The sequence below is a fragment of the Pantoea sp. GABEPS69 genome, assembly GCF_045780835.1.
GTDB classification, from domain to species: domain Bacteria; phylum Pseudomonadota; class Gammaproteobacteria; order Enterobacterales; family Enterobacteriaceae; genus Pantoea; species Pantoea septica.
Genome location: NZ_CP118618.1, coordinates 2,865,008 through 2,890,533 on the forward strand (window position 1 = coordinate 2,865,008; position 25,526 = coordinate 2,890,533).

Here is a 25,526-nt window from a genome sequence, read left to right on the forward strand (position 1 = left end):
GTAATTTTATCATGCCGTTAATGCAAAAATTTAATCGCCGATTTTCGCCCAGGTATCGCGCAGACCCACGGTGCGGTTAAACACCAGCTGGTTCGGACGCGAATAGTGGCTGTCGGCACAGAAGTAGCCTTCACGCTCAAACTGGTAAGGCGCTTCCGGGCTGGCGTTCTGCAAACCTGGCTCGACGAATCCCTGACGAATTTCCAGCGAATTCGGGTTGATGGTGGTCAGGAAATCCTCTTCCGCGCCTGGATTCGGCACGCTGAACAGGCGATCGTAAAGGCGGAATTCCGCCGGCAGCGCATGGTCGGCGGAGACCCAGTGGATCACGCCTTTCACCTTGCGGCCGTCAGCCGGATCTTTGCTCAGGGTATCGACGTCGCAGGTGCAGTAGATGCAGGTGATATTCCCCTCTTCATCTTTTGCCACGCGCTCGGCGCGGATCACGTAAGCGTTGCGCAGGCGTACCTCTTTGCCCAGCACCAGTCGCTTGTACTGCTTATTGGCTTCTTCGCGGAAGTCAGCGCGATCGATCCAGACTTCACGGCCAAACGGCACTTCGCGGGTGCCCATCTCCGGCTTGTTCGGATGATTCGGCATGGTGATGATTTCGTTATGGCCGGCCGGCAGGTTCTCAATCACCACTTTCAGCGGATCGAGCACCGCCATGGCGCGCGGCGCGTTTTCGTTCAGATCGTCGCGAATGCAGGATTCCAGCGACGCCATCTCGACCACGTTATCCTGTTTGGTAACGCCGATACGGCGGCAGAACTCGCGGATCGAGGCGGCGGTGTAGCCGCGACGGCGCAGGCCCGATACGGTCAGCATGCGCGGATCGTCCCAGCCTTCCACTACGTTTTCGCTGACCAGCTGCGTCAGCTTGCGCTTCGACATCACCGCATATTCGAGGTTAAGACGCGAAAACTCATACTGGCGCGGATGCACCGGTATAGAGATGTTATCCAGCACCCAGTCATAGAGGCGACGGTTATCCTGGAACTCCAGCGTACAGAGCGAATGGGTAATGTTTTCCAGCGCATCGGAGATGCAGTGGGTAAAGTCGTACATCGGATAGATGCACCACTTTTTGCCGGTCTGGTGATGCTCGGCGAACTTAATGCGGTAGAGCACCGGATCGCGCATCACGATAAAGCTGGACGCCATATCGATTTTGGCGCGCAGGCAGGCTTTACCCTCGGCGAATTCGCCGTTGCGCATTTTTTCGAACAGCGCCAGGTTCTCTTCGACGCTGCGGTCGCGATAGGGGCTGTTTTTGCCCGGCGCGGTCAGGGTACCGCGATATTCGCGGATCTCTTCCGGCGTCAGCTCGTCGACATAGGCCAGACCTTTATTGATCAGTTCAACCGCGTAGTGATAAAGCTGATCGAAGTAATCTGAGGAATAACGAACGTCACCACTCCACTCAAAGCCCAGCCATTGCACGTCGCGCTTGATGGACTCGACGAACTCCATATCCTCTTTAACCGGGTTGGTATCGTCGAAACGCAGGTTGCACTGCCCCTGATAGTCCTGAGCGATGCCGAAGTTCAGGCAGATCGATTTAGCATGGCCGATATGCAGATAGCCATTGGGCTCAGGCGGAAAACGGGTATGCACGCTACTGTGCTTGCCGCTCGCCAAATCTTCGTCGATGATCTGACGAATAAAGTTAGTTGGGCGGGCTTCAGCCTCACTCATCTCTCAATCCTCAATACGTATAGCGGGTGGTTTGTACCACGAAGTAACGGAGTATGATCCACAAAGCGTCGAAGGGAAACAACCGGTTTGTTAAGGCGATAAAACGAAAAAAGGCAGGAATCGCTTCCTGCCTGCTTTTTTTATGGCGATGCGGTTAGGGGCTTAGCCTTTTACCTCGTAAAGCGGGGTTTCGCCAGCTACTACCGTGCCGGTCGCCAGCAGCGTCAGCCCGGCGAAATCTTCGCTGTTGCTGACGACCACCGGACTGATCATCGAACGTGCGTTGCCGTTAAGGAAATCAAGATCCATCTCCAGCACCGGCTGACCCGCCGCGACCGTTGCGCCCTCTTCCACCAGGCGGGTAAAGCCTTTGCCGCCCAGCGCCACGGTGTCGAGGCCCATATGCACCACAATTTCGACGCCGCTGCTGGTTTCCAGACAGAAAGCATGGTTGGTGTCGAAGATCTTCACCACGGTGCCGGCAACCGGCGCCACCACGGTTTTACCGCTCGGCTTGATCGCCAGCCCTTCGCCTACCGCCTTGCTGGCGAAGGCTTCGTCAGGCACCACCTCCAGCGCGACTACTTCGCCGCTCACCGGCGCCATCAGCGTCACAATGGTTTTGGTCTCGCGATTCAGCACGGCCTGCGGTTTTGCCGCTGGCGCGGCAGGCGCTGCTGAAGCGCCGCCCGCCGAGGCGACCGGCCCTTTTGTCAGCACTTTTTTCATTGCGGTGGCGATGCTTTCCGCCTGGGTGCCGACAATCACCTGCACGCTCTGTTTATTCAGGCGGATAACGCCGGACGCGCCCAGATGTTTGGCAACGGACTCATTGACCTGCGCCGAGTCTTTTACGTTGAGACGCAGACGCGTGATACAGGCGTCGATGCCGGTCAGGTTATCGGAGCCGCCGACGGCGCCGATATAGCGACGCGCCAGCGATTCGGTCGCGCTCTCGCCGTTGTCGGTTGTGTCGACGTTAACGTCGTAGCCGTCCGTTTCGTCGCCCGCCACCGCCAGCTCGCGGCCCGGCGTCATCAGGTTGAACTTCTTAATCGTGAAGCGGAATACCACATAGTAGAGCGCAAAGAAGACGATGCCCTGCGGGATCAGCATCCACCAGTGGGTCGCCAGCGGGTTGCGGCTCGACAGCACCATATCCACCAGACCGGCGCTAAAGCCGAAGCCGGCGATCCAGTGCATGCTGGCGGCGATAAATACCGAGATGCCGGTCAGCACCGCGTGGATGACGTAAAGCACCGGCGCGACGAACATAAAGGAGAACTCTAGCGGCTCGGTAATGCCGGTGAAGAAGGCCGCGAAGGCCGCGGCCAGCATGATGCTGCCGACTTTAACGCGGTTTTCCGGTCGCGCGCAGTGATAGATCGCCAGCGCCGCGCCAGGCAGGCCGAACATCATGATCGGGAAGAAGCCCGCCTGATAGCGTCCCGTGATGCCGACAATGCCGGTGCCGTTAGCGATTGACTGCGCGCCGCCGAGGAATTTAGGAATATCGTTGATGCCCGCGACGTCGAACCAGAACACCGAGTTAAGCGCATGATGCAGGCCGACCGGGATCAGCAGACGGTTAAAGAAGGCGTAGACGCCCGCGCCGACCGAGCCCAGCTTCTGAATATGTTCGCCAAAGCTCACCAGTCCGTTAAAGATCAGCGGCCAGATATACATCAGAATGAAGGCAACCGCGATCATCAGGAATGAGACGAGGATAGGCACCAGGCGGCGTCCGCTGAAGAAAGAGAGCGCCTTCGGCAGTTCGACATGGCTAAAGCGGTTATAGACCTCCGCGGAGATAATGCCCACCATGATGCCGACAAACTGGTTTTCGATTTTGCCAAAGGCGGCGGGCACCTGATCCAGCGGTATTTTTTGGATCATCGATACGGCAGCCGGCGAGCAGAGCGTCGTCACCACCAGAAAACCGACGAAGCCGGTCAGCGCCGCTGCGCCATCTTTATCTTTTGACAGCCCATAAGCCACGCCGATAGCAAAGAGTACGGACATATGCTCAATAATGGCCGCGCCCGATTTTATCAGCAGCGCGGCGAGCGCGTTGCTTGCGCCCCAGGCGTCCGGATCGAGCCAGTAGCCGACCCCCATTAATATCGCCGCTGCCGGCAGGGTCGCTACCGGCACCATCAGCGCGCGGCCAACCTTCTGTAAGTAACCTAACATTTGTCCTTTCCCCCTATGAGACTGGCTTGTCGCCCTGCGCCGCTTGCTTTTTATTGTCAGCCGCAGGGGTTGATTGACACTACACTTCACGTTGCGCAGTGTAATGACAAATTAATTCGCCTCGCAAATTATACGCGTCTCTTCTGTGATAATTATCACCAAAAAGCACCATTAACTGCCGAGACGTCTGGCGAACGACCCTAACTTATTTTATGATGAAAAATATCAAGACGCAGCGATCGCGAGCTGAAACGGTCTCACGGCTTTAATGTGATAATGACCGCCGCGATGGGCGCGTCGTCCCCTTTTCTTTTCTCAGAATGAGGTGAAACATGCGACTTATTCCTTTGGCTACCCCTACGCAGGTCGGTAAATGGGCAGCCCGTCATATCGTCAACCGTATCAATGCTTTTAACCCTACCGCGGATCGTCCCTTCGTGCTGGGTCTGCCGACGGGCGGCACGCCGCTGGAAGCTTACAAGCATCTTATCGAGATGCACAAAGCGGGCCAGGTCAGCTTTAAGCATGTAGTGACGTTCAATATGGACGAATATGTCGGCCTGCCGAAAGAGCACCCGGAAAGCTATCACAGCTTCATGTACCGCAACTTTTTCGATCACGTTGATATTCAACCAGAAAATATCAATCTTCTGAATGGCAATGCGCCAGATATTGACGCAGAATGTCGCCAGTATGAAGAGAAGATTCGCGCGCTGGGCAAAATTCACCTGTTTATGGGCGGCGTCGGCAACGACGGCCATATCGCCTTTAACGAACCGGCCTCTTCCCTCGCCTCGCGCACCCGCATCAAAACGCTGACGCACGATACCCGCGTGGCGAACTCGCGCTTCTTCAACGGCGATGTGGATCAGGTGCCGAAATATGCGCTGACCGTCGGCGTCGGCACGCTGCTGGATGCGGAAGAGGTGATGATTCTGGTGACCGGCCATGTCAAAGCGCAGGCGCTGCAGGCCGCCGTAGAAGGCAACGTCAACCATATGTGGACCATCAGCTGCCTGCAGCTGCATGCGAAATCGGTGGTGGTATGCGACGAACCCGCCACCATGGAACTGAAAGTGAAAACCGTTAAATATTTCCGCGAAATGGAAGCGGAAAATATGAAAGGCGTGTAAGACGATGTTGTAAATGCCCGCCGCGAGGCTCTGGCGGGCTCAGCCGGGAGAACCACGATGTACGCATTAGTTAACGGCCGAATTTATACCGGTCATGAAATTCTGGATAACCACGCGGTGGTTATCGCCGATGGGCTGATCGAACGCGTCTGTCCGCGCGACGCGCTGCCAGCCGATATCGCGCTGCGCGACGTTTCAGGCGCGCTGATCGCTCCCGGCTTTATTGATTTACAGCTGAACGGCTGCGGCGGCGTGCAGTTCAACGACGACATTGACGCCCTGAGCGTCGAGACGCTGGAAATTATGCAGCGCGCCAATGAAAAGTCAGGCTGCACCAGCTTTCTGCCCACGCTGATCACCAGCAGCGACGAGCTGATGAAGCGCGCCATCGACACGATGCGCGCCTATAAACGCAAGCATCAACATCAGGCGCTCGGCCTGCATCTGGAAGGCCCCTGGCTGAATAAAGCCAAAAAAGGCACCCATAATCCCGATCTCATCCGCCTGCCCGATCCGGCGCTGGTGCGCTATCTGTGTGATAACGCCGACGTCATTACCAAGGTGACGCTGGCGCCGGAAAACGCCGGCGACGCAGTGATCCGTCAGCTAACGCAGGCGGGCATCATCGTCTCCGCCGGCCACTCCAACGCCACCTATGACGAAGCCAAAGCGGGCTTCCGCGCGGGCGTGACCTTCGCTACCCATCTCTATAACGCCATGCCCGCTTTCGCCGGACGCGAGCCGGGCCTGATCGGCGCGCTGTTCGATGCGCCGGATGTTTATTGCGGCATTATTGCAGATGGATTGCACGTCCATTACGCTAACGTACGCAACGCGAAACGTATTAAAGGCAATAAGCTGGTGCTGGTCACCGACGCCACCGCGCCCGCAGGCGCCGAAATTGATAAATTCATTTTCGCTGGCAAAACAATATACTATCGCAATGGCCTGTGCGTGGACGAGAACGGCACCCTGAGCGGCTCTGCGATTACGATGATTGAATCGGTGCGCAACGCCGTCGAACATGTCGGTATCGCGCTGGATGAAGCACTGCGCATGGCGACGCTCTTTCCGGCGCAGGCAATGGGCGTGGAAAAACAGCTGGGCACGGTCGAAGCGGGAAAAGTCGCCAACCTCACTGTTTTTACGCGTGATTTCAAGATCACTAAGACGTTTGTCAACGGAGACGACGTCCTGAGCGAGTAAGCACTGAATGACCACTGGCGGCCAGACACAAATAGGAAATGTCGATCTTGTCAAGCAACTCAATAGCGCGGCCGTTTACCGGCTGATTGACCAGCAGGGCCCTATTTCGCGCATTCAGATTGCCGAACTCAGTCAGCTTGCGCCCGCCAGCGTCACTAAAATTACTCGCCAGCTCATTGAGCGCGGGCTGATCAAAGAGGTGGATCAACAGGCGTCCACCGGCGGTCGCCGCGCTATCTCCATCGTAACCGAAACGCGCAATTTCCACGCCATCGGCGTGCGGCTCGGCCGCCATGACGCCACCCTGACGCTGTTCGATCTCAGCGGCAAATCGCTGGCGCAGGAGGATTATGCGCTGCCGGAGCGCACGCAGGAGACGCTGGAGCATGCGCTGTTCGCCGCTATCGACAGCTTTATCGACACCCACCAGCGTAAAATCCGCGAGCTCATCGCCATCTCGGTGATTCTGCCCGGCCTGGTCGATCCGATAAATGGCGTTATCCGCTATATGCCCCATATCGCCGTCAGCCACTGGCCGCTGGTGGCCGGCCTGCAAAATCGCTTTAAGGTCACCAGCTTCGTCGGTCACGATATCCGCAGCCTGGCGCTGGCTGAGCACTACTTTGGTGCAAGCCGCGACTGCGCCGACTCGATTCTGGTGCGGCTCCATCGCGGCACCGGCGCCGGCATAATCGCCAACGGTCATATTTTTCTCGGCAGCAACGGCAACGTAGGCGAAATCGGCCATATTCAGGTCGATCCGCTTGGCGAACGCTGCCACTGCGGCAATTTTGGCTGTCTGGAAACCATCGCCGCTAACGGCGCGATTGAAAACCGCGTGCGCCATCTGCTCAGCCAGGGCTACCCCAGCGTGCTGACGCAGGACGCCTGCCAGATGGCGCAGATTTGCAAAGCGGCCAACCAGGGCGACGCGCTGGCCTGTGAAGTGATTGAATATGTCGGACGTTATCTGGGCAAAGCGATTGCCATTGCGATTAACCTGTTCAACCCGCAGAAAGTGGTGCTGGCGGGCGAAATCACCGACGCCGAGAAAGTGCTGTTCCCCGCTATTGAAGGCTGTATCAACACGCAAGCGCTCAACGCCTTCCGCAAAAATCTGCCGGTGGTGCGTTCCGAGCTCGATCATCGATCGGCGATAGGCGCCTTTGCGCTGGCAAAACGCGCTATGCTCAACGGCATTCTGCTGCAACATTTACTGGAAGAGTAAACGCCACCCGGACTGAACCTATGACGATAAAAAGCGTAATTTGCGACATTGACGGCGTGTTAATGCACGACAACACCGCCGTGCCCGGCGCGCAGGAGTTTCTGCAGCGCATCCTGCAAAAAGAGATGCCGCTGGTGGTGCTGACCAACTATCCTTCGCAGACCGCGCAGGATCTGGCGAACCGCTTCGCCAACGCCGGCGTCGAGGTGCCCGACTCGGTGTTTTATACCTCCGCGATGGCGACCGCCGATTTCCTGCGTCGTCAGGAAGGTAAAAAAGCCTACGTGATTGGTGAAGGCGCGCTGATCCATGAACTCTATAAAGCGGGCTTTACCATTACCGACGTCAATCCCGATTTCGTGATCGTCGGCGAGACGCGCTCCTTCAACTGGGAGATGATGCATAAGGCCGCCTTTTTCGTCGCCAGCGGCGCGCGCTTTATCGCCACCAACCCCGATACCCACGCGCGCGGCTTTGTGCCCGCCTGCGGCGCCCTCTGCGCCGGCATCGAAAAGATCTCCGGCCGTCGCCCGTTTTACGTCGGCAAGCCTAGCCCCTACATCATGCGCGCCGCGCTGAATAAAATGCAGGCTCACTCCGAGGAGACGGTGATCGTCGGCGACAACCTGCGCACCGACATCTTGGCCGGCTTTCAGGCTGGTCTGGAAACCATTCTGGTGCTCTCCGGCGTCTCGACGCTGAGCGATATCGACGCCATGCCCTTCCGTCCCGACTGGATCTACCCTTCTGTCGCCGATATCGATCTCTTTTAATCGCTCTCTTCGCGCCGCCTGACGTCAGGCGGCCGCTTTTTCCCCTGAAGCCCTCTCTAACTTGACTATTTTTTAGTCATATTTGGCTATCCATTGCCGATCCGTTAATGAAACGCGCTTTAAATTGAACATTATTCAAATTAAAAGCCTCAGCAACAATCTTTTTATCAGTAAAAGGTGAATATGCTTGCATTGACTGCATGAAATAGCGCATTTTCTTATACATCACGCAGCCGCTGGCTGCCGGACAAGGCAACGATAACATCGCCGACAGGCGAGCTCAGGAGTCAGAATATGTGTTCTATTTTTGGTGTGTTGGATCTGAAAAGCGATCCGATTGATCTGCGTAAAAAAGCGCTGGAGAGTTCTCGCCTGATGCGTCATCGCGGACCGGACTGGTCCGGCGTGTATGCCGACGATAAAGCGATTCTCGCGCATGAACGTCTGTCTATCGTCGACGTCAACAACGGCGCCCAGCCGCTGTACAACGCCGATCACACCCATGTTCTGGCGGTTAACGGCGAGATTTACAACCATCAGGCGTTGCGCGCCGAGCTGAGCGATCGCTACCAGTTTCAGACCGGCTCCGACTGCGAAGTCATTCTGGCGCTCTATCAGGAAAAAGGGGTCGACTTCCTCGACGATCTCGAAGGCATGTTCGCTTTTATCCTGTGGGACAGCGCGAAGCAGCAGTACCTGATCGGCCGCGACCATATCGGCATCATCCCGCTCTATATGGGCAACGACGAACACGGCAACCTGTTTGTCGCGTCGGAAATGAAAGCGCTGGTACCGGTGTGCCGCTCGATTAAAGAGTTCCCGCCGGGAAGCTATCTCTCCAGCACCGACGGCGAAATTCGTCGCTACTGGCAGCGCGACTGGATGGAGTACGCCGCGGTAGAACATAACGTCACCGATGCGGCGGGCCTGAAGCATGCGCTGGAAGAGTCGGTGAAAAGCCATCTGATGTCGGACGTGCCGTACGGCGTGCTGCTCTCCGGCGGTCTGGACTCCTCGATCATCTCGGCGGTAACCAAACGCTTCGCCGCGAAACGCGTCGAAGATCAGGACAAGAGCGACGCCTGGTGGCCGCAGCTGCACTCGTTCGCGGTCGGCCTGGAGGGCTCGCCGGATTTGAAAGCGGCGAAAGCGGTGGCTGAACATCTGGGCACGGTGCATCACGAGATTCACTTTACCGTGCAGGAAGGGCTGGATGCGATTCGCGATGTGATCTATCACATCGAAACCTACGACGTCACCACCATTCGCGCCTCGACGCCGATGTACCTGATGTCGCGTAAAATCAAGGCGATGGGTATTAAGATGGTGCTCTCCGGCGAAGGCGCGGACGAAGTGTTCGGCGGCTACCTCTACTTCCATAAGGCACCGAACGCCAAAGAGTTTCATGAAGAGAACGTGCGCAAGCTGATGGCGCTGCATATGTACGACTGCGCGCGCGCCAACAAAGCGATGTCCGCCTGGGGCGTGGAAGCGCGCGTGCCTTTCCTCGACAAGAAATTCCTCGACGTGGCGATGCGCATCAACCCGCAGGACAAAATGTGCGGCAGCAACGGCAAGATGGAAAAACATATCCTGCGCGAATGCTTCTCCTCATATCTGCCGGAAAGCGTCGCCTGGCGCCAGAAAGAGCAGTTCTCTGACGGCGTAGGCTACAGCTGGATCGATACGCTGAAAGAGGTCGCGGCGCAGCAGGTCAGCGATCAGCAGCTGGCGACCGCGCACTTCCGCTTCCCGTACAACACGCCGGCGTCGAAAGAGGGCTACCTCTATCGCGAAATTTTTGAAGAGCTGTTCCCGCTGCCGAGCGCGGCGGAGTGCGTGCCGGGCGGTCCGTCGGTCGCCTGCTCCTCCGCTAAAGCAATTGAGTGGGACGAAGCGTTCAAATCGATGGACGATCCTTCAGGTCGCGCGGTGGGCGTGCATCAGTCCGCTTATAAATAAGCAAAATAAGCCATAACAAAATGGGCCTTGCGGGGCCCCTTTTTTTTAGCTTTGATGTGGTTACGATCAAAACCTGCCGAATAATTCGCCACCCTGGTTACAAGCCAGACAAACAGGCGCGCGGAGGCGAAAATCGACAAAAAATGTGTTGACGCTCCAGAGCTCAATACGCATAATGCGCCCCGCAACGCCGATGAAGGTAACGCGAAAAAAGATGGCTACGTAGCTCAGCTGGTTAGAGCACATCACTCATAATGATGGGGTCACAGGTTCAAATCCCGTCGTAGCCACCATCTTTTTTGCGGGAGTGGCGAAATTGGTAGACGCACCAGATTTAGGTTCTGGCGCCGCAAGGTGTGCGAGTTCAAGTCTCGCCTCCCGCACCATTTCAGTCTTCGGCAGCCGGATGGGGTATCGCCAAGCGGTAAGGCACCGGTTTTTGATACCGGCATTCCCTGGTTCGAATCCAGGTACCCCAGCCAATCCGATGCGCTCTCGTGGATACGAGTCGACGAATGGGATATCGCCAAGCGGTAAGGCACCGGTTTTTGATACCGGCATTCCCTGGTTCGAATCCAGGTATCCCAGCCACATCGGGTGCAGTAAGCAGTACATTTGGCTACGTAGCTCAGCTGGTTAGAGCACATCACTCATAATGATGGGGTCACAGGTTCAAATCCCGTCGTAGCCACCAAATTATTGGGGTATCGCCAAGCGGTAAGGCACCGGATTCTGATTCCGGCATTCCGAGGTTCGAATCCTCGTACCCCAGCCATACAAGACAATTTGAAAAGACACTATTGGGGTGTCGCCAAGCGGTAAGGCACCGGATTCTGATTCCGGCATTCCGGGGTTCGAATCCCTGCACCCCAGCCAAATTGACAACAGGCCCGCTTTTGCGGGCTTTGTTGTTTTTGTCGTCTGGTCACTTTTGCTTTAAAACAGCAACACTGCTGTTAAGTCCGGTCACAGAGGCGCTTCCCGAAGAGCAAAGCGTCCCGCGCAAGGACAAAAACGCCGGGAGCGTTTTTGAACAACGCAACGCGTTGGCCCGTTTACGGGCGCACCTCAGGGATGAGGTGCGTAATCGCGCGGGCCGAGCGGTCATGGATGACGAACAGCGACTTTGCGATCGGGGAGCCCCTCTGTGGCCGCGCACGGATACCACAGCCACACCTGTTCTCAAGTACTTAACACTCTGCTCTTCGGCCCCAAAGACCGCAGCCGCGCCTACCTCTTACCTACAATCCCAGCGCGTAGCGCAGCACCTTGCGCTTCAGCGCGCCCGAACGCTCCGCGGCCATCAGCCCCAGATTGCGGGCGAACTTCAGCGGCGGCAGCCGATTGCTAAAGGCGAAATAGAACAGATCCATCCCGCCCTGCATCAATAGATTATCGCGACGACGCTGTGACTGATAACGACGCAGCACATTCTCGGACGCCCACTCCTGCGCGTTAGCGCGCGCCTCCACCAGCACATCCACCAGCGCGTCTACATCGCGATAGCCCAGATTAACGCCCTGCCCCGCCAGCGGATTAATGGTATGCGCCGCATCGCCGATCAACGCCAGCCCAGGCAGCACATAGCGCTGCGCATGACGGCGCACCAGCGGAAAACCGCCCGCCGCATGCGCTTTAAAACGGCCCAGCCGCGCCGGGAAAGTCGCGGCGATCTCTTTCTCCAGCTGCGGCAGCGGCATCGCCTGCAGCTGACGAATGCGCGCCGGCGCGTCATACCACACCAGCGAGGCGCGATTATCATACAGCGGCAGAAAAGCGCGCGGCCCCTGCGGCGTAAACTGCTGCCAGGTCGCGTCGCCCGCCGGGTGCTCGCAGGTCACGCTAATCAGCAAACAGGATTGCGCATAGCTCCAGCCGTCGATGCCGATGCCCGCCATCTGCCGTACCTGCGAGTTGGCGCCGTCGGCGCCGACCACCAGCCGGGCATGCAGCGCTTCGCCATCGTTGAGATCGAGCCGCCAGCCGCCATTCTCCTGCTGTAAACCTGCGAGCGTCGCGGGACAGCGCAGCGTAATACCGAGCTGCTCCATTCTTTCCCACAGCGCGCGCTGCAACACACTATTTTCGACCATAAAACCCAGCTCCGGCAGGCCGAGCGACGCGGCGTCGAAACTGACGTGAGCCGTCTGCCACTCCCAGGTTTCCAGCTTGCGATAGGGCGCGCAGCGCATCGCCTGCACGCGCGGCCAGACGTCGAGCTGCTTCAGCAGACCCGCCGAGGCGCTGCCGATGGCGGAGATACGCACGTCGGGATCGCTGTCGGCGTCAAAAGGCGCAGGCGCCGCGCGCTCCACCACCGCGACGCGAAACTGCTGAAGCGCCAGACCGCACGCCAGCGCGGCGCCGACCATGCCGCCGCCCACCACCACCACATCAAAGCGGTTATCCTGCATTGCTCATCTCCTTCTGAATCTCTACCCGCCGCAAAAAGCGGGATAACTGGCGCAAAGTGTACCGGAAAAACGCCCTGGCGGCAGAAATGGCCTGCCCGACAAGAGACGGATCGTCGCTCGCGCCGCAGATATGCGAAGTATGGCGGCTATGCGCTGGTCACAACAGCGTCAAAGCATTACAATACGCGCCCTGCACCTCACTGCACTGAATCAATGGCTAGTTCGACAATGAAAAAACTGCATATCAAAACCTGGGGCTGTCAGATGAATGAGTACGATTCATCCAAGATGGCTGACCTGCTGAACAGCACCCACGGCTACACGCTGACCGAGGAAGCTGAAGAGGCAGACATTCTGCTGCTCAACACCTGCTCAATTCGCGAAAAGGCGCAGGAAAAAGTTTTCCACCAGCTTGGACGCTGGAAAAACTTAAAAGAGCGCAACCCTGATTTGATTATCGGTGTCGGCGGCTGCGTGGCGTCGCAGGAAGGGGATCATATTCGCCAGCGCGCCAGCTATGTGGATATCGTATTCGGCCCGCAAACCCTGCATCGTCTGCCGGAAATGATCAACAGCGTGCGCGGCAGCAAAAGCCCGGTCGTGGATATCAGCTTCCCGGAAATCGAAAAATTCGACCGTCTGCCGGAACCGCGCGCGGAAGGCCCCACCGCCTTCGTCTCCATCATGGAAGGCTGTAACAAATACTGCACTTTCTGCGTCGTGCCCTATACGCGCGGCGAAGAGGTTAGCCGTCCCTGCGACGACATCCTGCTGGAGATCGCACAGCTGGCGGCGCAGGGCGTGCGTGAAGTCAACCTGCTCGGCCAGAACGTCAACGCCTATCGCGGCGCGACCTTCGACGGCGAAATCTGCACCTTTGCCGAACTGCTGCGCCTGGTGGCCGCCATTGACGGCATCGACCGCATTCGCTTCACCACCAGCCATCCGATCGAATTCACCGACGACATCATCGAGGTCTACCGCGACACGCCTGAACTGGTAAGCTTCCTGCACCTGCCGGTACAGAGCGGCGCGGACCGCATTCTGACGCTGATGAAGCGCGCCCATACCGCGCTGGAGTACAAAGCGATTATCCGCAAGCTGCGCGCTGCGCGCCCGGATATCCAGATCAGCTCCGACTTTATCATCGGCTTCCCGGGTGAAACCCAGCAGGACTTCGAACAGACCATGAAGCTGATCGCCGACGTCAACTTCGACATGAGCTTCAGCTTTATCTACTCCGCGCGTCCCGGCACGCCGGCGGCGGATCTGCCGGACGACGTCTCGGAAGAAGAGAAAAAGCAGCGCCTCTATATCCTGCAGGATCGCATCAACCAGCAGGCGATGGCCTGGAGCCGCCGTATGCTCGGCACGGTGCAGCGCATTCTGGTGGAAGGCACCTCGCGTAAAAACGTGATGGAGCTGTCGGGCCGTACCGAAACCAACCGCGTGGTCAACTTCGAAGGTTCGCCGGAGATGATCGGTAAGTTCGTCGATGTGGAGATCGTCGACGTCTACACCAACTCGCTGCGCGGCAAAGTAGTGCGCACCGAAGATGAGATGGGCCTGCGCATCGTAGAAAGCCCGGCATCAGTTATCGCGCGCACGCGCAAAGAGAACGAGATCGGCGTCGGCACCTTCCAGCCTTGATACGCGCTTCACTCAGCGGCGGCGCCTGCGGCGGCGTCGCTCTTTTCTTCTGCACGCCCTTGCTTTCTGGACGCGCTGCCCAAATATCACTAGCTACGCTTGCGCCCCGGCGACATGCCATAAATAATTTCTCAAAGTGCCGTCGTTAATCAACCCGGCATCAGCACACATTCTAACTGGCCCTGAGTGACCCAAAGGATTCGTTTGAATATCGAAACTCGTGAAATCGCCCTTGAACCGGCAGATAACCGCCGACTGATGAGCCTGTGCGGTCCGTTCGACGACAACGTCAAACAGCTTGAGCGTCGTCTGGGCATTGAAATCAACCGTCGCGACAACAGCTTTAAGCTGGTTGGCCGTGCGCTCTGCGTTAACGCCGCTGAAGATATTTTGCGTACCCTTTACGTCGATACCGCGCCGGTGCGCGGCGTCATCCCGGATATCGATCCAGAGCAGATCCATCTGGCGATTAAAGAGAGCCGCGTGCTGGAGCAGACCGCCGACAGCGTGCCGGAGTTCGGCAAAGCCGTGCATATCCAGACCAAACGCGGCGTGATCAAGCCGCGCACGCCAAATCAGGCGCAGTACATCGCCAATATTCTCGATCACGACATCACCTTCGGCGTCGGCCCGGCCGGTACGGGTAAAACCTACCTTGCGGTTGCGGCGGCGGTGGATGCGCTGGAGCGCCAGGAGATTCGCCGTATTCTGCTGACGCGTCCGGCGGTGGAAGCGGGCGAAAAGCTTGGCTTCCTGCCAGGCGACCTGAGCCAGAAGGTCGATCCCTACCTGCGTCCGCTCTATGATGCCCTGTTCGAGATGCTCGGCTTCGAGCGCGTTGAAAAGCTCATGGAGCGCAACGTCATTGAGGTCGCGCCGCTGGCCTATATGCGCGGCCGCACGCTAAACGACGCCTTTATCATTCTTGATGAGAGCCAGAACACCACCATCGAACAGATGAAGATGTTCCTGACGCGCATCGGCTTCAACTCCAAAGCGGTGATCACCGGCGACGTCACGCAGATCGACCTGCCGCGCAGCACCAAGTCGGGCCTGCGCCACGCCATTGAAGTGCTCTCCGATGTCGAGGAGCTGAGCTTCAACTTCTTCCACAGCGAAGACGTGGTGCGTCATCCGGTTGTGGCCCGAATCGTCACCGCCTATGAAGCCTGGGAAGAGGCGGATCAGAAACGCCGCGACAAGCTGGCAGAAGAGCGTAAACGCGACGCGCTGGCGGCACAGATCGAGGCGCAGGAGAGTAAATGAGCCAGGTGATTCTTGATCTGCAGCTGGCCTGCGAGCAGACCGGCGGCCTGCCTGACGAGGCCGCTTTCCAGCGCTGGCTGGAGGCGGCGGTTACCCCTTTTCAGCCGGAAAGCGAAGTCACCATTCGCCTGGTGGACGAGGCGGAGAGCCATGAGCTTAATCTGACTTACCGCGGCAAAGACAAGCCGACCAACGTGCTCTCTTTTCCCTTCGAGGCGCCGCCGGGCATTGAGCTGCCGCTGCTGGGCGACCTGATCATTTGTCGTCAGGTGGTGGAGCAAGAGGCGGAAGAGCAAGGCAAAAGCGTTGAAGCGCACTGGGCCCATATGGTGGTGCACGGCACGCTGCATCTGCTCGGCTACGACCATATCGAAGATGACGAAGCTGAAGAGATGGAAGGGATCGAGACTGAGATAATGCTTGCTCTTGGCTATCCCGATCCGTACATTTCGGAAAAAGAAGACGCCTGAGCCGCTGGCTCAGTTTATCCTGCTGTCGGCGAGGACGCCGGCAGCGACCATCCCCATCAGAGAGATCTCTAAAAAAACGCCATGAGCGACGACCATTCTCAAAACAGCGATGCACCCAGTAGTAAAAAGGGATTTTTTTCCCTGCTTATCAACCAACTGTTTCACGGCGAACCGCAAAACCGTGATGAACTACTGGAGCTGATCCGCGACTCCGAGCAAAAAGAGCTGATTGACGAAGATACCCGCGACATGCTCGAAGGAGTGCTGGATATTGCAGAGCAGCGCGTGCGCGACATCATGATCCCGCGTTCGCAAATGATTACCCTGAAGCGCAACCAGACGCTGGACGAGTGCCTGGACGTGATTATCGAATCCGCGCATTCACGTTTTCCGGTAATCAGCGAAGACAAAGACCATGTCGAAGGCATTTTGATGGCGAAAGATCTGCTGCCGTTTATGAGCAGCGAATCAGAGCCGTTCAGCATGGAAAAAGTGCTGCGCCCGGCGGTTGTGGTGCCGGAAAGCAAGCGCGTCGACCGCATGCTGAAAGAGTTTCGTTCTCAGCGCTATCATATGGCGATCGTTATTGATGAATTCGGCGGCGTCTCCGGCCTGGTCACCATCGAGGATATCCTTGAGCTGATCGTCGGCGAAATCGAAGATGAGTATGACGACGAAGAAGATCGCGATATCCGTCAGCTGAACCGTCAGACCTATACGGTGCGCGCCCTGACCCCGATTGAAGATTTCAACGAGGTGTTCGGCACGCAGTTCAGCGACGAAGAAGTCGACACCATTGGCGGACTGGTCATGCAGGGATTCGGCCATCTTCCCGGACGGGGAGAGAGCATTGACATCGACGGGTATCATTTCAAGGTCGCGATGTCCGACAGCCGCCGCATCATCCAGGTACACGTAAAGATTCCGGAAAACGCGCCGTTACCTCAACTGGATGACGAATAACCCTATGTCTTTGGCCCTACTATACCCGCGCCAGCGGGTACGTTTGTTGCTGGCATTGTTAACGGGGGCCATCGGCACCCTCGCCTTCTCCCCCTATGATTTCTGGCCCGCCGCGCTGCTGTCGCTAGGCGGCCTGCAGCTGCTGACGCTGGATCGGCGCAGCGGCCAGGCTACCGCGATCGGCTTCGCCTGGGGCTTCGGCCTGTTCGGCAGCGGCATAAACTGGGTTTACGTCAGTATCGCCACCTTTGGCGGCATGCCCGGACCGGTCAACGTCTTCCTGGTGATTTTGCTGGCCGCCTATCTGTCGCTCTACCCGGCGCTGTTTGCCGGCGTGCTTAACCGCATCTGGCCACGCGCGACGCTGTGGCGCCTGACGCTGGCGGCGCCGGCGCTGTGGCAGCTTAGCGAATTTCTGCGCGGCTGGGTGCTGACTGGCTTTCCCTGGCTGCAGTTCGGCTACAGCCAGATCGACGGCCCGCTAAAAGGCCTGGCCCCGCTGGCGGGCGTGGAAACCCTCACCTTTATTCTGATGGTGGTCGCTGGCCTGCTGGCTTACGCCCTTCACCAGCGCAGCGTAAAAAGCGCGATCGCCGCGCTGCTGCTGCTGGCGCTGCCGTGGCCGCTGCGTTATATCCACTGGACCCAGCCGCAGCCGGCGCGCAGCGTCGAGGTGGCGCTGGTTCAGGGCAATATTCCGCAGTCGATGAAGTGGGATCCGCAGCAGCTGCTCAACACGCTGCGCGCCTATAACGGCCTGAGTCAGCCGCTGATGGGCAACGCGCCGCTGATTATCTGGCCGGAGTCGGCGATTACCGATCTGGAAAGCAATCAGCAGCCCTTTTTGCGCGCGCTGGACGGCGAGCTGCGCCAGCGCGGCAGCGCGCTGATCACCGGCATCGTCGATTCCCGTCTGGAGCAGAACCGCTATCACGACTACAACTCGGTGATCGTGCTGGGCGGCGAGAAGCCCTACAGCTATCAGAGCATGAACCGCTACCAGAAAAACCATCTGGTGCCGTTCGGCGAGTTCGTGCCGCTGGAGAACCTGCTGCGTCCGCTTGCACCTTTCTTCGATCTGCCGATGTCCTCCTTCAGCCGCGGCGCCTATCTGCAGCCGCAGCTGCAGGCGGCGGGCTACCACCTTACCAGCGCCATCTGCTATGAGATCGTGCTGGGCGAGCAGGTGCGCGCCAATTTCCATCCCGACACCGATTTTCTGCTTACCGTCTCCAACGACGCCTGGTTCGGCCACTCTATTGGCCCCTGGCAGCACTTCCAGATGGCGCGTATGCGTGCGCTGGAGCTGGGGCGTCCGCTGCTGCGCGGCACCAATAACGGCGTGACCGCGGTGGTGAATGCGCAGGGCGAAGTCGAGAAAATCCTGCCGCAGTTTACCCGCGGCGTGCTGCTGGATAAGGTGACGCCGACCACTGGCGAAACGCCTTACGCCCATGCCGGCCTGTGGCCGGTCTGGCTGCTGACGCTGGGCGCCGCGATGCTGGCGCTGTGGCGCCGCAAAGCCTGACCTGCCGTACGGCGGCGAGCGCCCTGCTCGCCGCCTTCTCGCCATATTCCGCTCGCTTTCTCGCCGTCTTCCCCGATTTTCTGCTGTGTCGCTGACCTGGCACGATGCTTGCTATCAGTAACCCTGTTTCCTGTAAACCTGGCGGACTAACGCGTTAACGCGAGCTGCGCTGCACCGTTTAAAGGCAGAGCGACGCACCCTGAGCGCGCAACCTGAGAAATACGCCTCAATTTGGTGCGGAACACTTCGCAAAATAAGAAACTTTTTCGTTTCATAACGTTAACAATCCGCTATGTTAGTGAATATTCTTAGCGCGCCGACGCGATGAGATAACAAAAAAAGCAGCAGGAAATACACACAACATCACACATCTGCGCAGTTTATATTCTGCGCGACATCTCTTGAAGGAGTTGGACCATGCAGATTCGCAAAGTGGCACTATCGCTTTTGCTGGCAGGCGTTGCAGCAGCGGGCGCAGCCCAGGCGGAAGACCTCAGCGGCACCCTGAAGAAAATCAGCGATAATGGCGTTATCGTCGTGGGGCATCGCGAGTCCTCTGTTCCTTTTTCTTATTACGACAACCAGCAAAAAGTCGTGGGCTATTCGCAGGCTTACTCCAACGCCATCATCGAGGCGATTAAAGCGAAGCTGAACAAACCGGATCTGCAGGTCAAGATGATCCCTGTCACCTCGCAGAACCGTATTCCGCTGCTGCAGAACGGCACCTACGACTTCGAGTGCGGATCCACCACCAATAACCTCGAGCGCCAGAAACAGGCGGCGTTCTCCGACACCATTTTCGTTATCGGCACGCGTCTGCTGGTGAAAAAAGGCGGCGACATCAAAGATTTCGCCGACCTGAAAGGCAAAACCGTGGTCGTCACCTCCGGTACCACCTCGGAAGTGCTGCTGCATAAGCTGAACGACGAGAAGAAAATGGATATGCGCATCATCAGCGCGAAAGACCATGGCGACTCGTTCCGCACGCTGGAAACCGGCCGCGCCGTCGCCTTTATGATGGATGACGCCCTGCTGGCCGGCGAACGCGCTAAGGCGAAGAAGCCGGATAACTGGGAGATCGTCGGCACGCCGCAGTCGAAAGAGGCCTATGGCTGTATGCTGCGTAAAGACGACGCGTCGTTCAAAACGCTGGTGGACGATACCATCGCCAAAGCGCAGACCTCGGGCGAAGCCGCGAAGTGGTTCGATACCTGGTTCAAGCAGCCGATTCCGCCGAAGAATCTGAACCTGAACTTCGATCTCTCAACGGATATGCAGGCGCTGTTCAAAACGCCGAACGACAAAGCACTGAACTAACAACGACAACAAGGGCGGCCTCGCTGCCCTCTCGATTGCTGAAAACCCGGCGCGGACAGACAAGCTGCTCAGGTCGTTCCCCTGAAGCAGGCAGTACAGACGCCGTTCATCAATCTTCAGGGTAGCTTAGCTACCCTTTTTTACCGGAGCTCGTTATGGGTATCGACTGGAACTGGGGCATCTTTCTCGAACAGGCCCCGTTCGGCAACACGACCTACCTTGGCTGGCTGTGGTCCGGATTTCAGGTGACCATTGCGGTCTCCTGCTGCGCCTGGATTATCGCCTTTCTTGTAGGATCCTTTTTCGGCATTCTGCGCACCGTGCCTAACCGCCTGCTTTCGGCGATCGGCACCTGCTACGTAGAGCTGTTCCGCAACATTCCGCTGATCGTGCAGTTTTTCTTCTGGTATCTGGTGGCGCCGGAACTGGTAGGCGAGAAGCTCGGCATGTGGTTTAAATCGGAGCTGGACCCCAATGTCCAGTTTTTCACCGCGTCGGTGATCTGTCTCGGCCTGTTTACCGCCGCTCGCGTCTGCGAGCAGGTGCGTGCCGCCATTCAGTCGCTGCCGCGCGGGCAAAAGAACGCCGGTCTGGCGATGGGATTGACCCTGCCGCAGACCTACCGTTATGTGCTGCTGCCTAACGCCTACCGCGTGATCGTGCCGCCGATGACCTCGGAAATGCTCAACCTGGTGAAAAACTCCGCTATTGCTTCGACCATCGGGCTGGTGGATATGGCGGCGCAGGCGGGCAAACTGCTCGACTACTCGGCCCACGCCTACGAGTCCTTTACCGCGATTACGCTGGCCTATATCGCCATTAACCTGGTGATCATGCTGATTATGAGTCTGGTGGAGCGCAAGGTGCGCCTGCCGGGTAACCTGGGAGGAAAATAATGTACGAGTTTGACTGGAGTTCCATTCCTCCCAGCCTGCCCTACCTGCTTAACGGTATGGTGATTACGCTGAAGATCACCGTGACCGCGGTGGTGTTCGGCATTATCTGGGGCACGCTGCTGGCGGTGATGCGGCTGTCGAGCTTTAAGCCCATCAGCTGGTTCGCCAAAATTTATGTCAACCTGTTCCGCTCGGTGCCGCTGGTAATGGTGCTGCTGTGGTTCTATCTGGTGGTGCCGAGTTTCCTGCAGCAGGTGCTGGGCCTGTCGCCCAAAACCGATATCCGACTGATTTCAGCCATGGTCGCTTTTTCGCTGTTCGAAGCGGCGTACTACTCAGAAATTATTCGTGCCGGCATCATCAGTATCTCACGTGGACAGGGTAACGCCGCGCTGGCGCTCGGCATGACGCACTGGCAGTCGATGCAGCTGATTATTCTGCCGCAGGCGTTTCGCGCCATGGTGCCGCTGCTGCTGACGCAGGGCATCGTGCTGTTCCAGGATACCTCGCTGGTCTATGTCTTAAGCCTGGCGGACTTTTTCCGCACCGCGTCCACCATCGGCGAGCGCGACGGCACCCAGGTGGAAATGGTTCTCTTCGCCGGTCTGGTCTACTTCGTTATCAGCCTGAGCGCTTCGCTGTTGGTCAGCTATCTAAAAAGAAAAAGGACGGTTTAAATGATTAGCCTGAAAAATGTTTCTAAGTGGTATGGTCACTTTCAGGTGCTGACCGACTGCACGACCGAAGTCCAGAAAGGGGAAGTCGTGGTAGTGTGCGGGCCGTCGGGCTCGGGCAAATCGACCCTGATCAAAACCGTTAACGGTCTGGAGCCGATTCAGCAGGGCCATATTCTGGTGAACGGCACCGAAGTGAACAACAAGAAAACCAATCTGGCGCAGCTGCGCAGCAAGGTCGGTATGGTGTTCCAGCACTTCGAGCTGTTTCCCCACCTCAGCATCATCGATAACCTGGTGCTGGCGCAGGTGAAAGTGCTGAAGCGCGACAAAACCGCCGCGCGGGATAAAGGTCTGAAGCTGCTGGATCGCGTCGGGCTGACCGCTCATGCGCAGAAGTTTCCCGGCCAGCTGTCGGGCGGCCAGCAGCAGCGCGTGGCGATTGCGCGCGCGCTCTGCATGGATCCTATCGCCATGCTGTTCGACGAGCCGACCTCGGCGCTCGATCCGGAAATGATCAACGAAGTGCTCGACGTAATGGTGGAGCTGGCGCAGGAAGGCATGACGATGATGGTGGTGACGCACGAAATGGGCTTCGCCCGCAAAGTGGCGAACCGCGTCATTTTTATGGATGAAGGCAAGATTATCGAAGATACGCGTAAAGACGACTTCTTTAATAATCCGCAGTCGGATCGCGCGAAGGATTTCCTGGCGAAGATTCTGCACTAAGGGATAGCTTGGTCCTGGCGCTTATGCGCCAGAACCGCCTGGCTGCCATCCGGCCTGCGACAGTCTTGTCGCGGGCCGTTTTACTCTTCGGACAGTCTCATCCGCGTAAGCACAGTCGCCGTTCTTACGGCTCAAACGGCTGCCGCTGGAACTGATCGTGTCCGCACTCCGGACAGCGCGTTAACGTCTCAGGGGTATAAATCGCGCGCGTAAAGTGACACTTCTCGCACACCAGATTGCCCAGTCCCACCACCTCGCCGCTCTGATACACGCCGTGATGATGGAGATCCTGAAACACCTCGCGCCACTCCAGCTGGCTCTTGTCGGTAATATCCGCCAGCTCTTTCCACAGGCTCTCGCGCATAATGCGCATAAACAGCGAATCGTTCGCCTTCTCTGGCTGATGGACCTCCTGATAGCTGCGTGCAAACTCCTCTAAATCGCGTCGAACCGCCGCCAGCGCCTGGTCGATCTCGCCCGGCGTCGCGGACTCGCTGGCCATGAGCTGCTGACGTCGCGACGTCACCAGCGCGTCGATATCCCGATCGCCCTGGCGCAGTCGCTCCGTCAACGCGGCCAGAGATTCACGGTAAATTTGCGCCACTTTGTTCATTTTATTCTCCTTTCTGCGCGGGTAAGCCAGCTTTAAGTTTAGCCGCTTTGCGCCGTTTGCCGCGTTGTTTAGCAAAGCGAATCGGAATATGAGAGCAGGATGCGGCCTTCCGCGAGAAATCGCCGTAACAGGGCGGTGAAGTGTTGTTGACCGGCAGCCATATGGGTATGCTATGCGGATCTTAAAGTAAGCTAAGCGTTATTCATTAAGGACCACAGGCTGCCATGCAAGAGCAATACCGCCCGGAAGAGATAGAATCCCGCGTCCAGCAACACTGGGACGAAAACCAAACGTTCAAAGTGACCGAAGATGAGAGCAAAGAGAAATATTACTGCCTCTCCATGCTGCCCTATCCTTCCGGCCGCCTACATATGGGCCACGTGCGTAACTACACCATTGGCGACGTGATCGCCCGTTACCAGCGTATGCTCGGCAAAAACGTGCTGCAGCCGATCGGCTGGGACGCGTTCGGCCTGCCGGCGGAAGGCGCGGCGGTAAAAAACAACACCGCGCCCGCGCCATGGACCTACGACAACATCGAATATATGAAGAACCAGCTGAAACTGCTGGGCTTCGGCTATGACTGGAGCCGCGAGCTGGCCACCTGCAAGCCGGAATACTATCGCTGGGAACAGTGGTTCTTCACCAAACTGTATGAAAAAGGCCTGGTTTATAAAAAAACCTCGGCGGTGAACTGGTGCCCGAACGATCAGACGGTGCTGGCGAACGAACAGGTTATCGACGGCTGCTGCTGGCGCTGCGACACCAAAGTCGAGCGCAAAGAGATCCCGCAGTGGTTCGTTAAAATCACCGACTATGCCGATGAGCTGCTTAACGACCTCGACACGCTGGAAGACTGGCCGGAGCAGGTCAAAACCATGCAGCGCAACTGGATTGGTCGTTCCGAAGGGGTCGAGATCACCTTCGACGTCGCCGACAGCGAAGAGAAAGTGACCGTTTACACCACGCGTCCGGACACGTTCCTTGGCGCCACCTACGTCGCGGTCGCCGCTGGCCATCCGCTGGCGCTGCAGGCGTCGATGGGCAACCCGGTGCTGGCTGACTTTATCGCCGAATGCCGCAACACCAAAGTCGCCGAGGCAGAGATGGCGACGATGGAGAAAAAAGGCATGGCGACCGGCCTGTTCGCCATCCATCCGCTGACCGGCGACAAAGTGCCGGTCTGGGTCGCCAACTTCGTGCTGATGGAGTACGGCACCGGCGCCGTTATGGCGGTTCCGGCGCACGACCAGCGCGACTGGGAGTTCGCCACCAAATACGATCTGCCGATTACGCCGGTCGTGCTGAACCAGGACGGCAGCGAGCCGGACGTCAGCGCCGCCGCCATGACGGAAAAAGGCACCCTGTTCAACTCCGGCGAATTCAGCGGCCTGAGCCATGAAGCGGGCTTCAACGCTATCGCCGACGCGCTGGCCGCGAAAGGCGTCGGCGTACGCAAGGTCAACTACCGTCTGCGCGACTGGGGCGTTTCCCGTCAGCGCTACTGGGGCGCGCCGATTCCGATGGTGACGCTGGAAGACGGCACCGTGATGCCGACGCCGGAAGATCAGCTGCCGGTGATCCTGCCTGAAGATGTGGTGATGGACGGCATTACCAGCCCGATCAAGGCGGATCCGGAGTGGGCGAAAACGACTGTCAACGGCCAGCCGGCGCTGCGTGAAACCGACACCTTCGACACCTTTATGGAGTCCTCCTGGTACTACGCGCGCTACACCTGCACCAACTACGATGAAGGCATGCTGGATCCGGCTGCGGCCAACTACTGGCTGCCGGTCGATCAGTATGTCGGCGGGATTGAACACGCCATCATGCACCTGCTCTACTTCCGCTTCTATCACAAGCTGCTGCGCGACGCGGGCCTGGTAACCTCTAACGAGCCAGCGAAGCGTCTGCTGTGTCAGGGCATGGTGCTGGCGGACGCCTTCTACTACCACGGCGCCAACGGCGAGCGCAACTGGGTCTCTCCGGTGGACGTCACCGTCGAACGCGACGAGAAAGGCCGCATCGTGAAAGCGACCGACAGCCAGGGCCGCGAGGTGATTTACGCTGGCATGAGTAAAATGTCGAAGTCGAAAAACAACGGCATCGACCCGCAGCTGATGGTCGAGCGCTACGGCGCCGACACGGTTCGCCTGTTTATGATGTTCGCTTCGCCGGCGGAAATGACGCTGGAGTGGCAGGAGTCAGGCGTCGAAGGCGCGAACCGCTTCCTGAAGCGCGTGTGGAAACTCGCCTACGAGCATACGGCGAAAGGCGCGACGGCAGCGCTGGATATCGGCAGCCTTAACGACGATCAGAAAGCGCTGCGTCGCGATCTGCACAAAACCATCGCCAAAGTTTCCGACGACATCGGCCGCCGTCAGACCTTCAACACCGCCATCGCGGCGATTATGGAGCTGATGAACAAGCTGGCGCGCGCGCCGCAGGAGAGCGAGCAGGACCGCGCGCTGATGCAGGAAGCGCTGCTGGCCGTCGTCCGCATGCTCTACCCGTTCACCCCGCACGCCAGCTATGTGCTGTGGCAGGAGCTGGGCGGCGAAGGCAGCGTGGACAACGCCGACTGGCCGGTAGCGGACGAGGCGGCGATGGTGGAAGAGTCACTGCTGGTGGTTGTGCAGGTAAATGGTAAAGTGCGTGGTAAAATTACCGTGGCCGCCGACGCGACGCAGGAGCAGGTTCAGGCTCGCGCCGCCCAGGAACATCTGGTAGCGAAGTACCTTGACGGCGTCACCATCCGCAAAGTGATTTATGTACCCGGCAAACTGCTTAACCTGGTCGTAGGTTAAGTTCAG

Annotated in this window: 19 protein-coding genes and 7 tRNA genes; 22 read left to right on the forward strand and 4 right to left on the reverse strand. The window is 58.1% G+C overall.

The window, feature by feature from the left end:
- Positions 1-30: 30 nt before the first annotated feature.
- Together glnS and nagE are read right to left on the reverse strand one after the other, a co-directional pair.
- Positions 31-1,698, reverse strand: a complete 1,668-nt coding sequence (gene glnS, locus PVE98_RS14025) for a glutamine--tRNA ligase (RefSeq protein ID WP_033751771.1) — start codon at positions 1,696-1,698, stop codon at positions 31-33.
- 162 nt (positions 1,699-1,860) lie between these two features.
- Positions 1,861-3,891, reverse strand: a complete 2,031-nt coding sequence (gene nagE / locus PVE98_RS14030; RefSeq protein ID WP_096072789.1) for an N-acetylglucosamine-specific PTS transporter subunit IIBC — start codon at positions 3,889-3,891, stop codon at positions 1,861-1,863.
- A gap of 332 nt (positions 3,892-4,223) precedes the next feature.
- On the opposite strand from nagE, the gene nagB reads away from it, so the two are divergent.
- The 12 genes from nagB to PVE98_RS14090 all read left to right on the forward strand — a co-directional run bounded on the left by nagB (position 4,224) and on the right by PVE98_RS14090 (position 11,069).
- Positions 4,224-5,024, forward strand: a complete 801-nt coding sequence (gene nagB / locus PVE98_RS14035) for a glucosamine-6-phosphate deaminase (RefSeq protein ID WP_033751778.1) — start codon at positions 4,224-4,226, stop codon at positions 5,022-5,024.
- Between the two features lie 57 nt (positions 5,025-5,081).
- The gene (nagA, locus tag PVE98_RS14040) at positions 5,082-6,230 is read left to right on the forward strand and encodes an N-acetylglucosamine-6-phosphate deacetylase (protein WP_096072788.1); all 1,149 of its coding nucleotides are present in this window, start codon (positions 5,082-5,084) and stop codon (positions 6,228-6,230) included.
- Between the two features lie 7 nt (positions 6,231-6,237).
- Complete coding sequence (locus PVE98_RS14045) at positions 6,238-7,458, forward strand: N-acetylglucosamine repressor (protein WP_096072787.1); 1,221 nt, start codon at positions 6,238-6,240, stop codon at positions 7,456-7,458.
- 20 nt (positions 7,459-7,478) lie between these two features.
- The gene (locus tag PVE98_RS14050) at positions 7,479-8,231 is read left to right on the forward strand and encodes an HAD-IIA family hydrolase (protein ID WP_033751787.1); all 753 of its coding nucleotides are present in this window, start codon (positions 7,479-7,481) and stop codon (positions 8,229-8,231) included.
- 294 nt (positions 8,232-8,525) lie between these two features.
- Positions 8,526-10,193 (forward strand): asparagine synthase B, encoded by a 1,668-nt coding sequence (gene asnB / locus PVE98_RS14055; protein WP_096072786.1) that lies wholly within the window; start codon positions 8,526-8,528, stop codon positions 10,191-10,193.
- 216 nt (positions 10,194-10,409) lie between these two features.
- A tRNA-Met gene (locus PVE98_RS14060) sits at positions 10,410-10,486 on the forward strand.
- Between the two features lie 8 nt (positions 10,487-10,494).
- A tRNA-Leu gene (locus PVE98_RS14065) sits at positions 10,495-10,579 on the forward strand.
- Between the two features lie 21 nt (positions 10,580-10,600).
- Positions 10,601-10,675 (forward strand) — tRNA-Gln (locus tag PVE98_RS14070).
- A 34-nt stretch (positions 10,676-10,709) separates the two neighbouring features.
- Positions 10,710-10,784 (forward strand) — tRNA-Gln (locus PVE98_RS14075).
- A gap of 26 nt (positions 10,785-10,810) precedes the next feature.
- Positions 10,811-10,887: transfer RNA gene (locus PVE98_RS14080), tRNA-Met, on the forward strand.
- Positions 10,888-10,893: 6 nt separating this feature from the next.
- Positions 10,894-10,968, forward strand: a tRNA-Gln gene (locus tag PVE98_RS14085).
- Positions 10,969-10,994: 26 nt separating this feature from the next.
- Positions 10,995-11,069: transfer RNA gene (locus PVE98_RS14090), tRNA-Gln, on the forward strand.
- A 365-nt stretch (positions 11,070-11,434) separates the two neighbouring features.
- Here PVE98_RS14090 and ubiF read toward each other — a convergent pair.
- Positions 11,435-12,607, reverse strand: a complete 1,173-nt coding sequence (ubiF, locus tag PVE98_RS14095; RefSeq protein ID WP_033751791.1) for a 3-demethoxyubiquinol 3-hydroxylase — start codon at positions 12,605-12,607, stop codon at positions 11,435-11,437.
- 213 nt (positions 12,608-12,820) lie between these two features.
- On the opposite strand from ubiF, the gene miaB reads away from it, so the two are divergent.
- The 9 genes from miaB to PVE98_RS14140 all read left to right on the forward strand — a co-directional run bounded on the left by miaB (position 12,821) and on the right by PVE98_RS14140 (position 22,100).
- Complete coding sequence (miaB, locus tag PVE98_RS14100) at positions 12,821-14,257, forward strand: tRNA (N6-isopentenyl adenosine(37)-C2)-methylthiotransferase MiaB (protein WP_033751793.1); 1,437 nt, start codon at positions 12,821-12,823, stop codon at positions 14,255-14,257.
- A gap of 204 nt (positions 14,258-14,461) precedes the next feature.
- A complete protein-coding gene (locus PVE98_RS14105; RefSeq protein WP_033751796.1) occupies positions 14,462-15,523 on the forward strand; it encodes a PhoH family protein in 1,062 nt (353 codons plus the stop codon).
- The gene (ybeY, locus tag PVE98_RS14110; RefSeq protein ID WP_033751799.1) at positions 15,520-15,993 is read left to right on the forward strand and encodes an rRNA maturation RNase YbeY; all 474 of its coding nucleotides are present in this window, start codon (positions 15,520-15,522) and stop codon (positions 15,991-15,993) included. The genes PVE98_RS14105 and ybeY overlap by 4 nt, the downstream gene beginning before the upstream one ends.
- Before the next feature lie 81 nt (positions 15,994-16,074).
- Positions 16,075-16,956, forward strand: a complete 882-nt coding sequence (corC, locus tag PVE98_RS14115) for a CNNM family magnesium/cobalt transport protein CorC (protein WP_033751802.1) — start codon at positions 16,075-16,077, stop codon at positions 16,954-16,956.
- A 4-nt stretch (positions 16,957-16,960) separates the two neighbouring features.
- Positions 16,961-18,484, forward strand: a complete 1,524-nt coding sequence (lnt, locus tag PVE98_RS14120; protein WP_096072785.1) for an apolipoprotein N-acyltransferase — start codon at positions 16,961-16,963, stop codon at positions 18,482-18,484.
- A gap of 417 nt (positions 18,485-18,901) precedes the next feature.
- Positions 18,902-19,801 carry a glutamate/aspartate ABC transporter substrate-binding protein gene (locus tag PVE98_RS14125; protein WP_096072784.1) on the forward strand — a complete coding sequence of 300 codons (900 nt, stop codon included), beginning with the start codon at positions 18,902-18,904 and terminating at the stop codon, positions 19,799-19,801.
- Positions 19,802-19,956: 155 nt separating this feature from the next.
- Entirely contained in the window at positions 19,957-20,697 is a 741-nt protein-coding gene (locus tag PVE98_RS14130) for an amino acid ABC transporter permease (RefSeq protein ID WP_033751810.1), read from the forward strand.
- Complete coding sequence (gene gltK / locus PVE98_RS14135; RefSeq protein WP_033751813.1) at positions 20,697-21,374, forward strand: glutamate/aspartate ABC transporter permease GltK; 678 nt, start codon at positions 20,697-20,699, stop codon at positions 21,372-21,374. The genes PVE98_RS14130 and gltK overlap by 1 nt, the downstream gene beginning before the upstream one ends.
- Complete coding sequence (locus tag PVE98_RS14140; protein ID WP_096072783.1) at positions 21,375-22,100, forward strand: amino acid ABC transporter ATP-binding protein; 726 nt, start codon at positions 21,375-21,377, stop codon at positions 22,098-22,100.
- Between the two features lie 124 nt (positions 22,101-22,224).
- Here PVE98_RS14140 and PVE98_RS14145 read toward each other — a convergent pair whose 3' ends face one another.
- A complete protein-coding gene (locus tag PVE98_RS14145) occupies positions 22,225-22,713 on the reverse strand; it encodes a zinc ribbon-containing protein (protein WP_033751817.1) in 489 nt (162 codons plus the stop codon).
- 224 nt (positions 22,714-22,937) lie between these two features.
- Between PVE98_RS14145 and leuS the strand changes: the two genes are divergently transcribed.
- Entirely contained in the window at positions 22,938-25,520 is a 2,583-nt protein-coding gene (gene leuS, locus PVE98_RS14150; RefSeq protein ID WP_096072782.1) for a leucine--tRNA ligase, read from the forward strand.
- The last annotated feature ends 6 nt before the right edge of the window (positions 25,521-25,526 follow it).

What these genes read in the sequence shown, in the direction of transcription:
- glnS (WP_033751771.1), bottom strand. Translation starts at nt 1,698, where the DNA reads ATGAGTGAGGCTGAAGCCCGCCCAACTAACTTTATTCGTCAGATCATC.
- nagE (WP_096072789.1), bottom strand. Translation starts at nt 3,891, where the DNA reads ATGTTAGGTTACTTACAGAAGGTTGGCCGCGCGCTGATGGTGCCGGTA.
- nagB (WP_033751778.1), top strand. Translation starts at nt 4,224, where the DNA reads ATGCGACTTATTCCTTTGGCTACCCCTACGCAGGTCGGTAAATGGGCA.
- nagA (WP_096072788.1), top strand. Translation starts at nt 5,082, where the DNA reads ATGTACGCATTAGTTAACGGCCGAATTTATACCGGTCATGAAATTCTG.
- PVE98_RS14045 (WP_096072787.1), top strand. Translation starts at nt 6,238, where the DNA reads ATGACCACTGGCGGCCAGACACAAATAGGAAATGTCGATCTTGTCAAG.
- PVE98_RS14050 (WP_033751787.1), top strand. Translation starts at nt 7,479, where the DNA reads ATGACGATAAAAAGCGTAATTTGCGACATTGACGGCGTGTTAATGCAC.
- asnB (WP_096072786.1), top strand. Translation starts at nt 8,526, where the DNA reads ATGTGTTCTATTTTTGGTGTGTTGGATCTGAAAAGCGATCCGATTGAT.
- ubiF (WP_033751791.1), bottom strand. Translation starts at nt 12,607, where the DNA reads ATGCAGGATAACCGCTTTGATGTGGTGGTGGTGGGCGGCGGCATGGTC.
- miaB (WP_033751793.1), top strand. Translation starts at nt 12,821, where the DNA reads ATGGCTAGTTCGACAATGAAAAAACTGCATATCAAAACCTGGGGCTGT.
- ybeY (WP_033751799.1), top strand. Translation starts at nt 15,520, where the DNA reads ATGAGCCAGGTGATTCTTGATCTGCAGCTGGCCTGCGAGCAGACCGGC.
- corC (WP_033751802.1), top strand. Translation starts at nt 16,075, where the DNA reads ATGAGCGACGACCATTCTCAAAACAGCGATGCACCCAGTAGTAAAAAG.
- lnt (WP_096072785.1), top strand. Translation starts at nt 16,961, where the DNA reads ATGTCTTTGGCCCTACTATACCCGCGCCAGCGGGTACGTTTGTTGCTG.
- PVE98_RS14125 (WP_096072784.1), top strand. Translation starts at nt 18,902, where the DNA reads ATGCAGATTCGCAAAGTGGCACTATCGCTTTTGCTGGCAGGCGTTGCA.
- PVE98_RS14130 (WP_033751810.1), top strand. Translation starts at nt 19,957, where the DNA reads ATGGGTATCGACTGGAACTGGGGCATCTTTCTCGAACAGGCCCCGTTC.
- gltK (WP_033751813.1), top strand. Translation starts at nt 20,697, where the DNA reads ATGTACGAGTTTGACTGGAGTTCCATTCCTCCCAGCCTGCCCTACCTG.
- PVE98_RS14140 (WP_096072783.1), top strand. Translation starts at nt 21,375, where the DNA reads ATGATTAGCCTGAAAAATGTTTCTAAGTGGTATGGTCACTTTCAGGTG.
- PVE98_RS14145 (WP_033751817.1), bottom strand. Translation starts at nt 22,713, where the DNA reads ATGAACAAAGTGGCGCAAATTTACCGTGAATCTCTGGCCGCGTTGACG.
- leuS (WP_096072782.1), top strand. Translation starts at nt 22,938, where the DNA reads ATGCAAGAGCAATACCGCCCGGAAGAGATAGAATCCCGCGTCCAGCAA.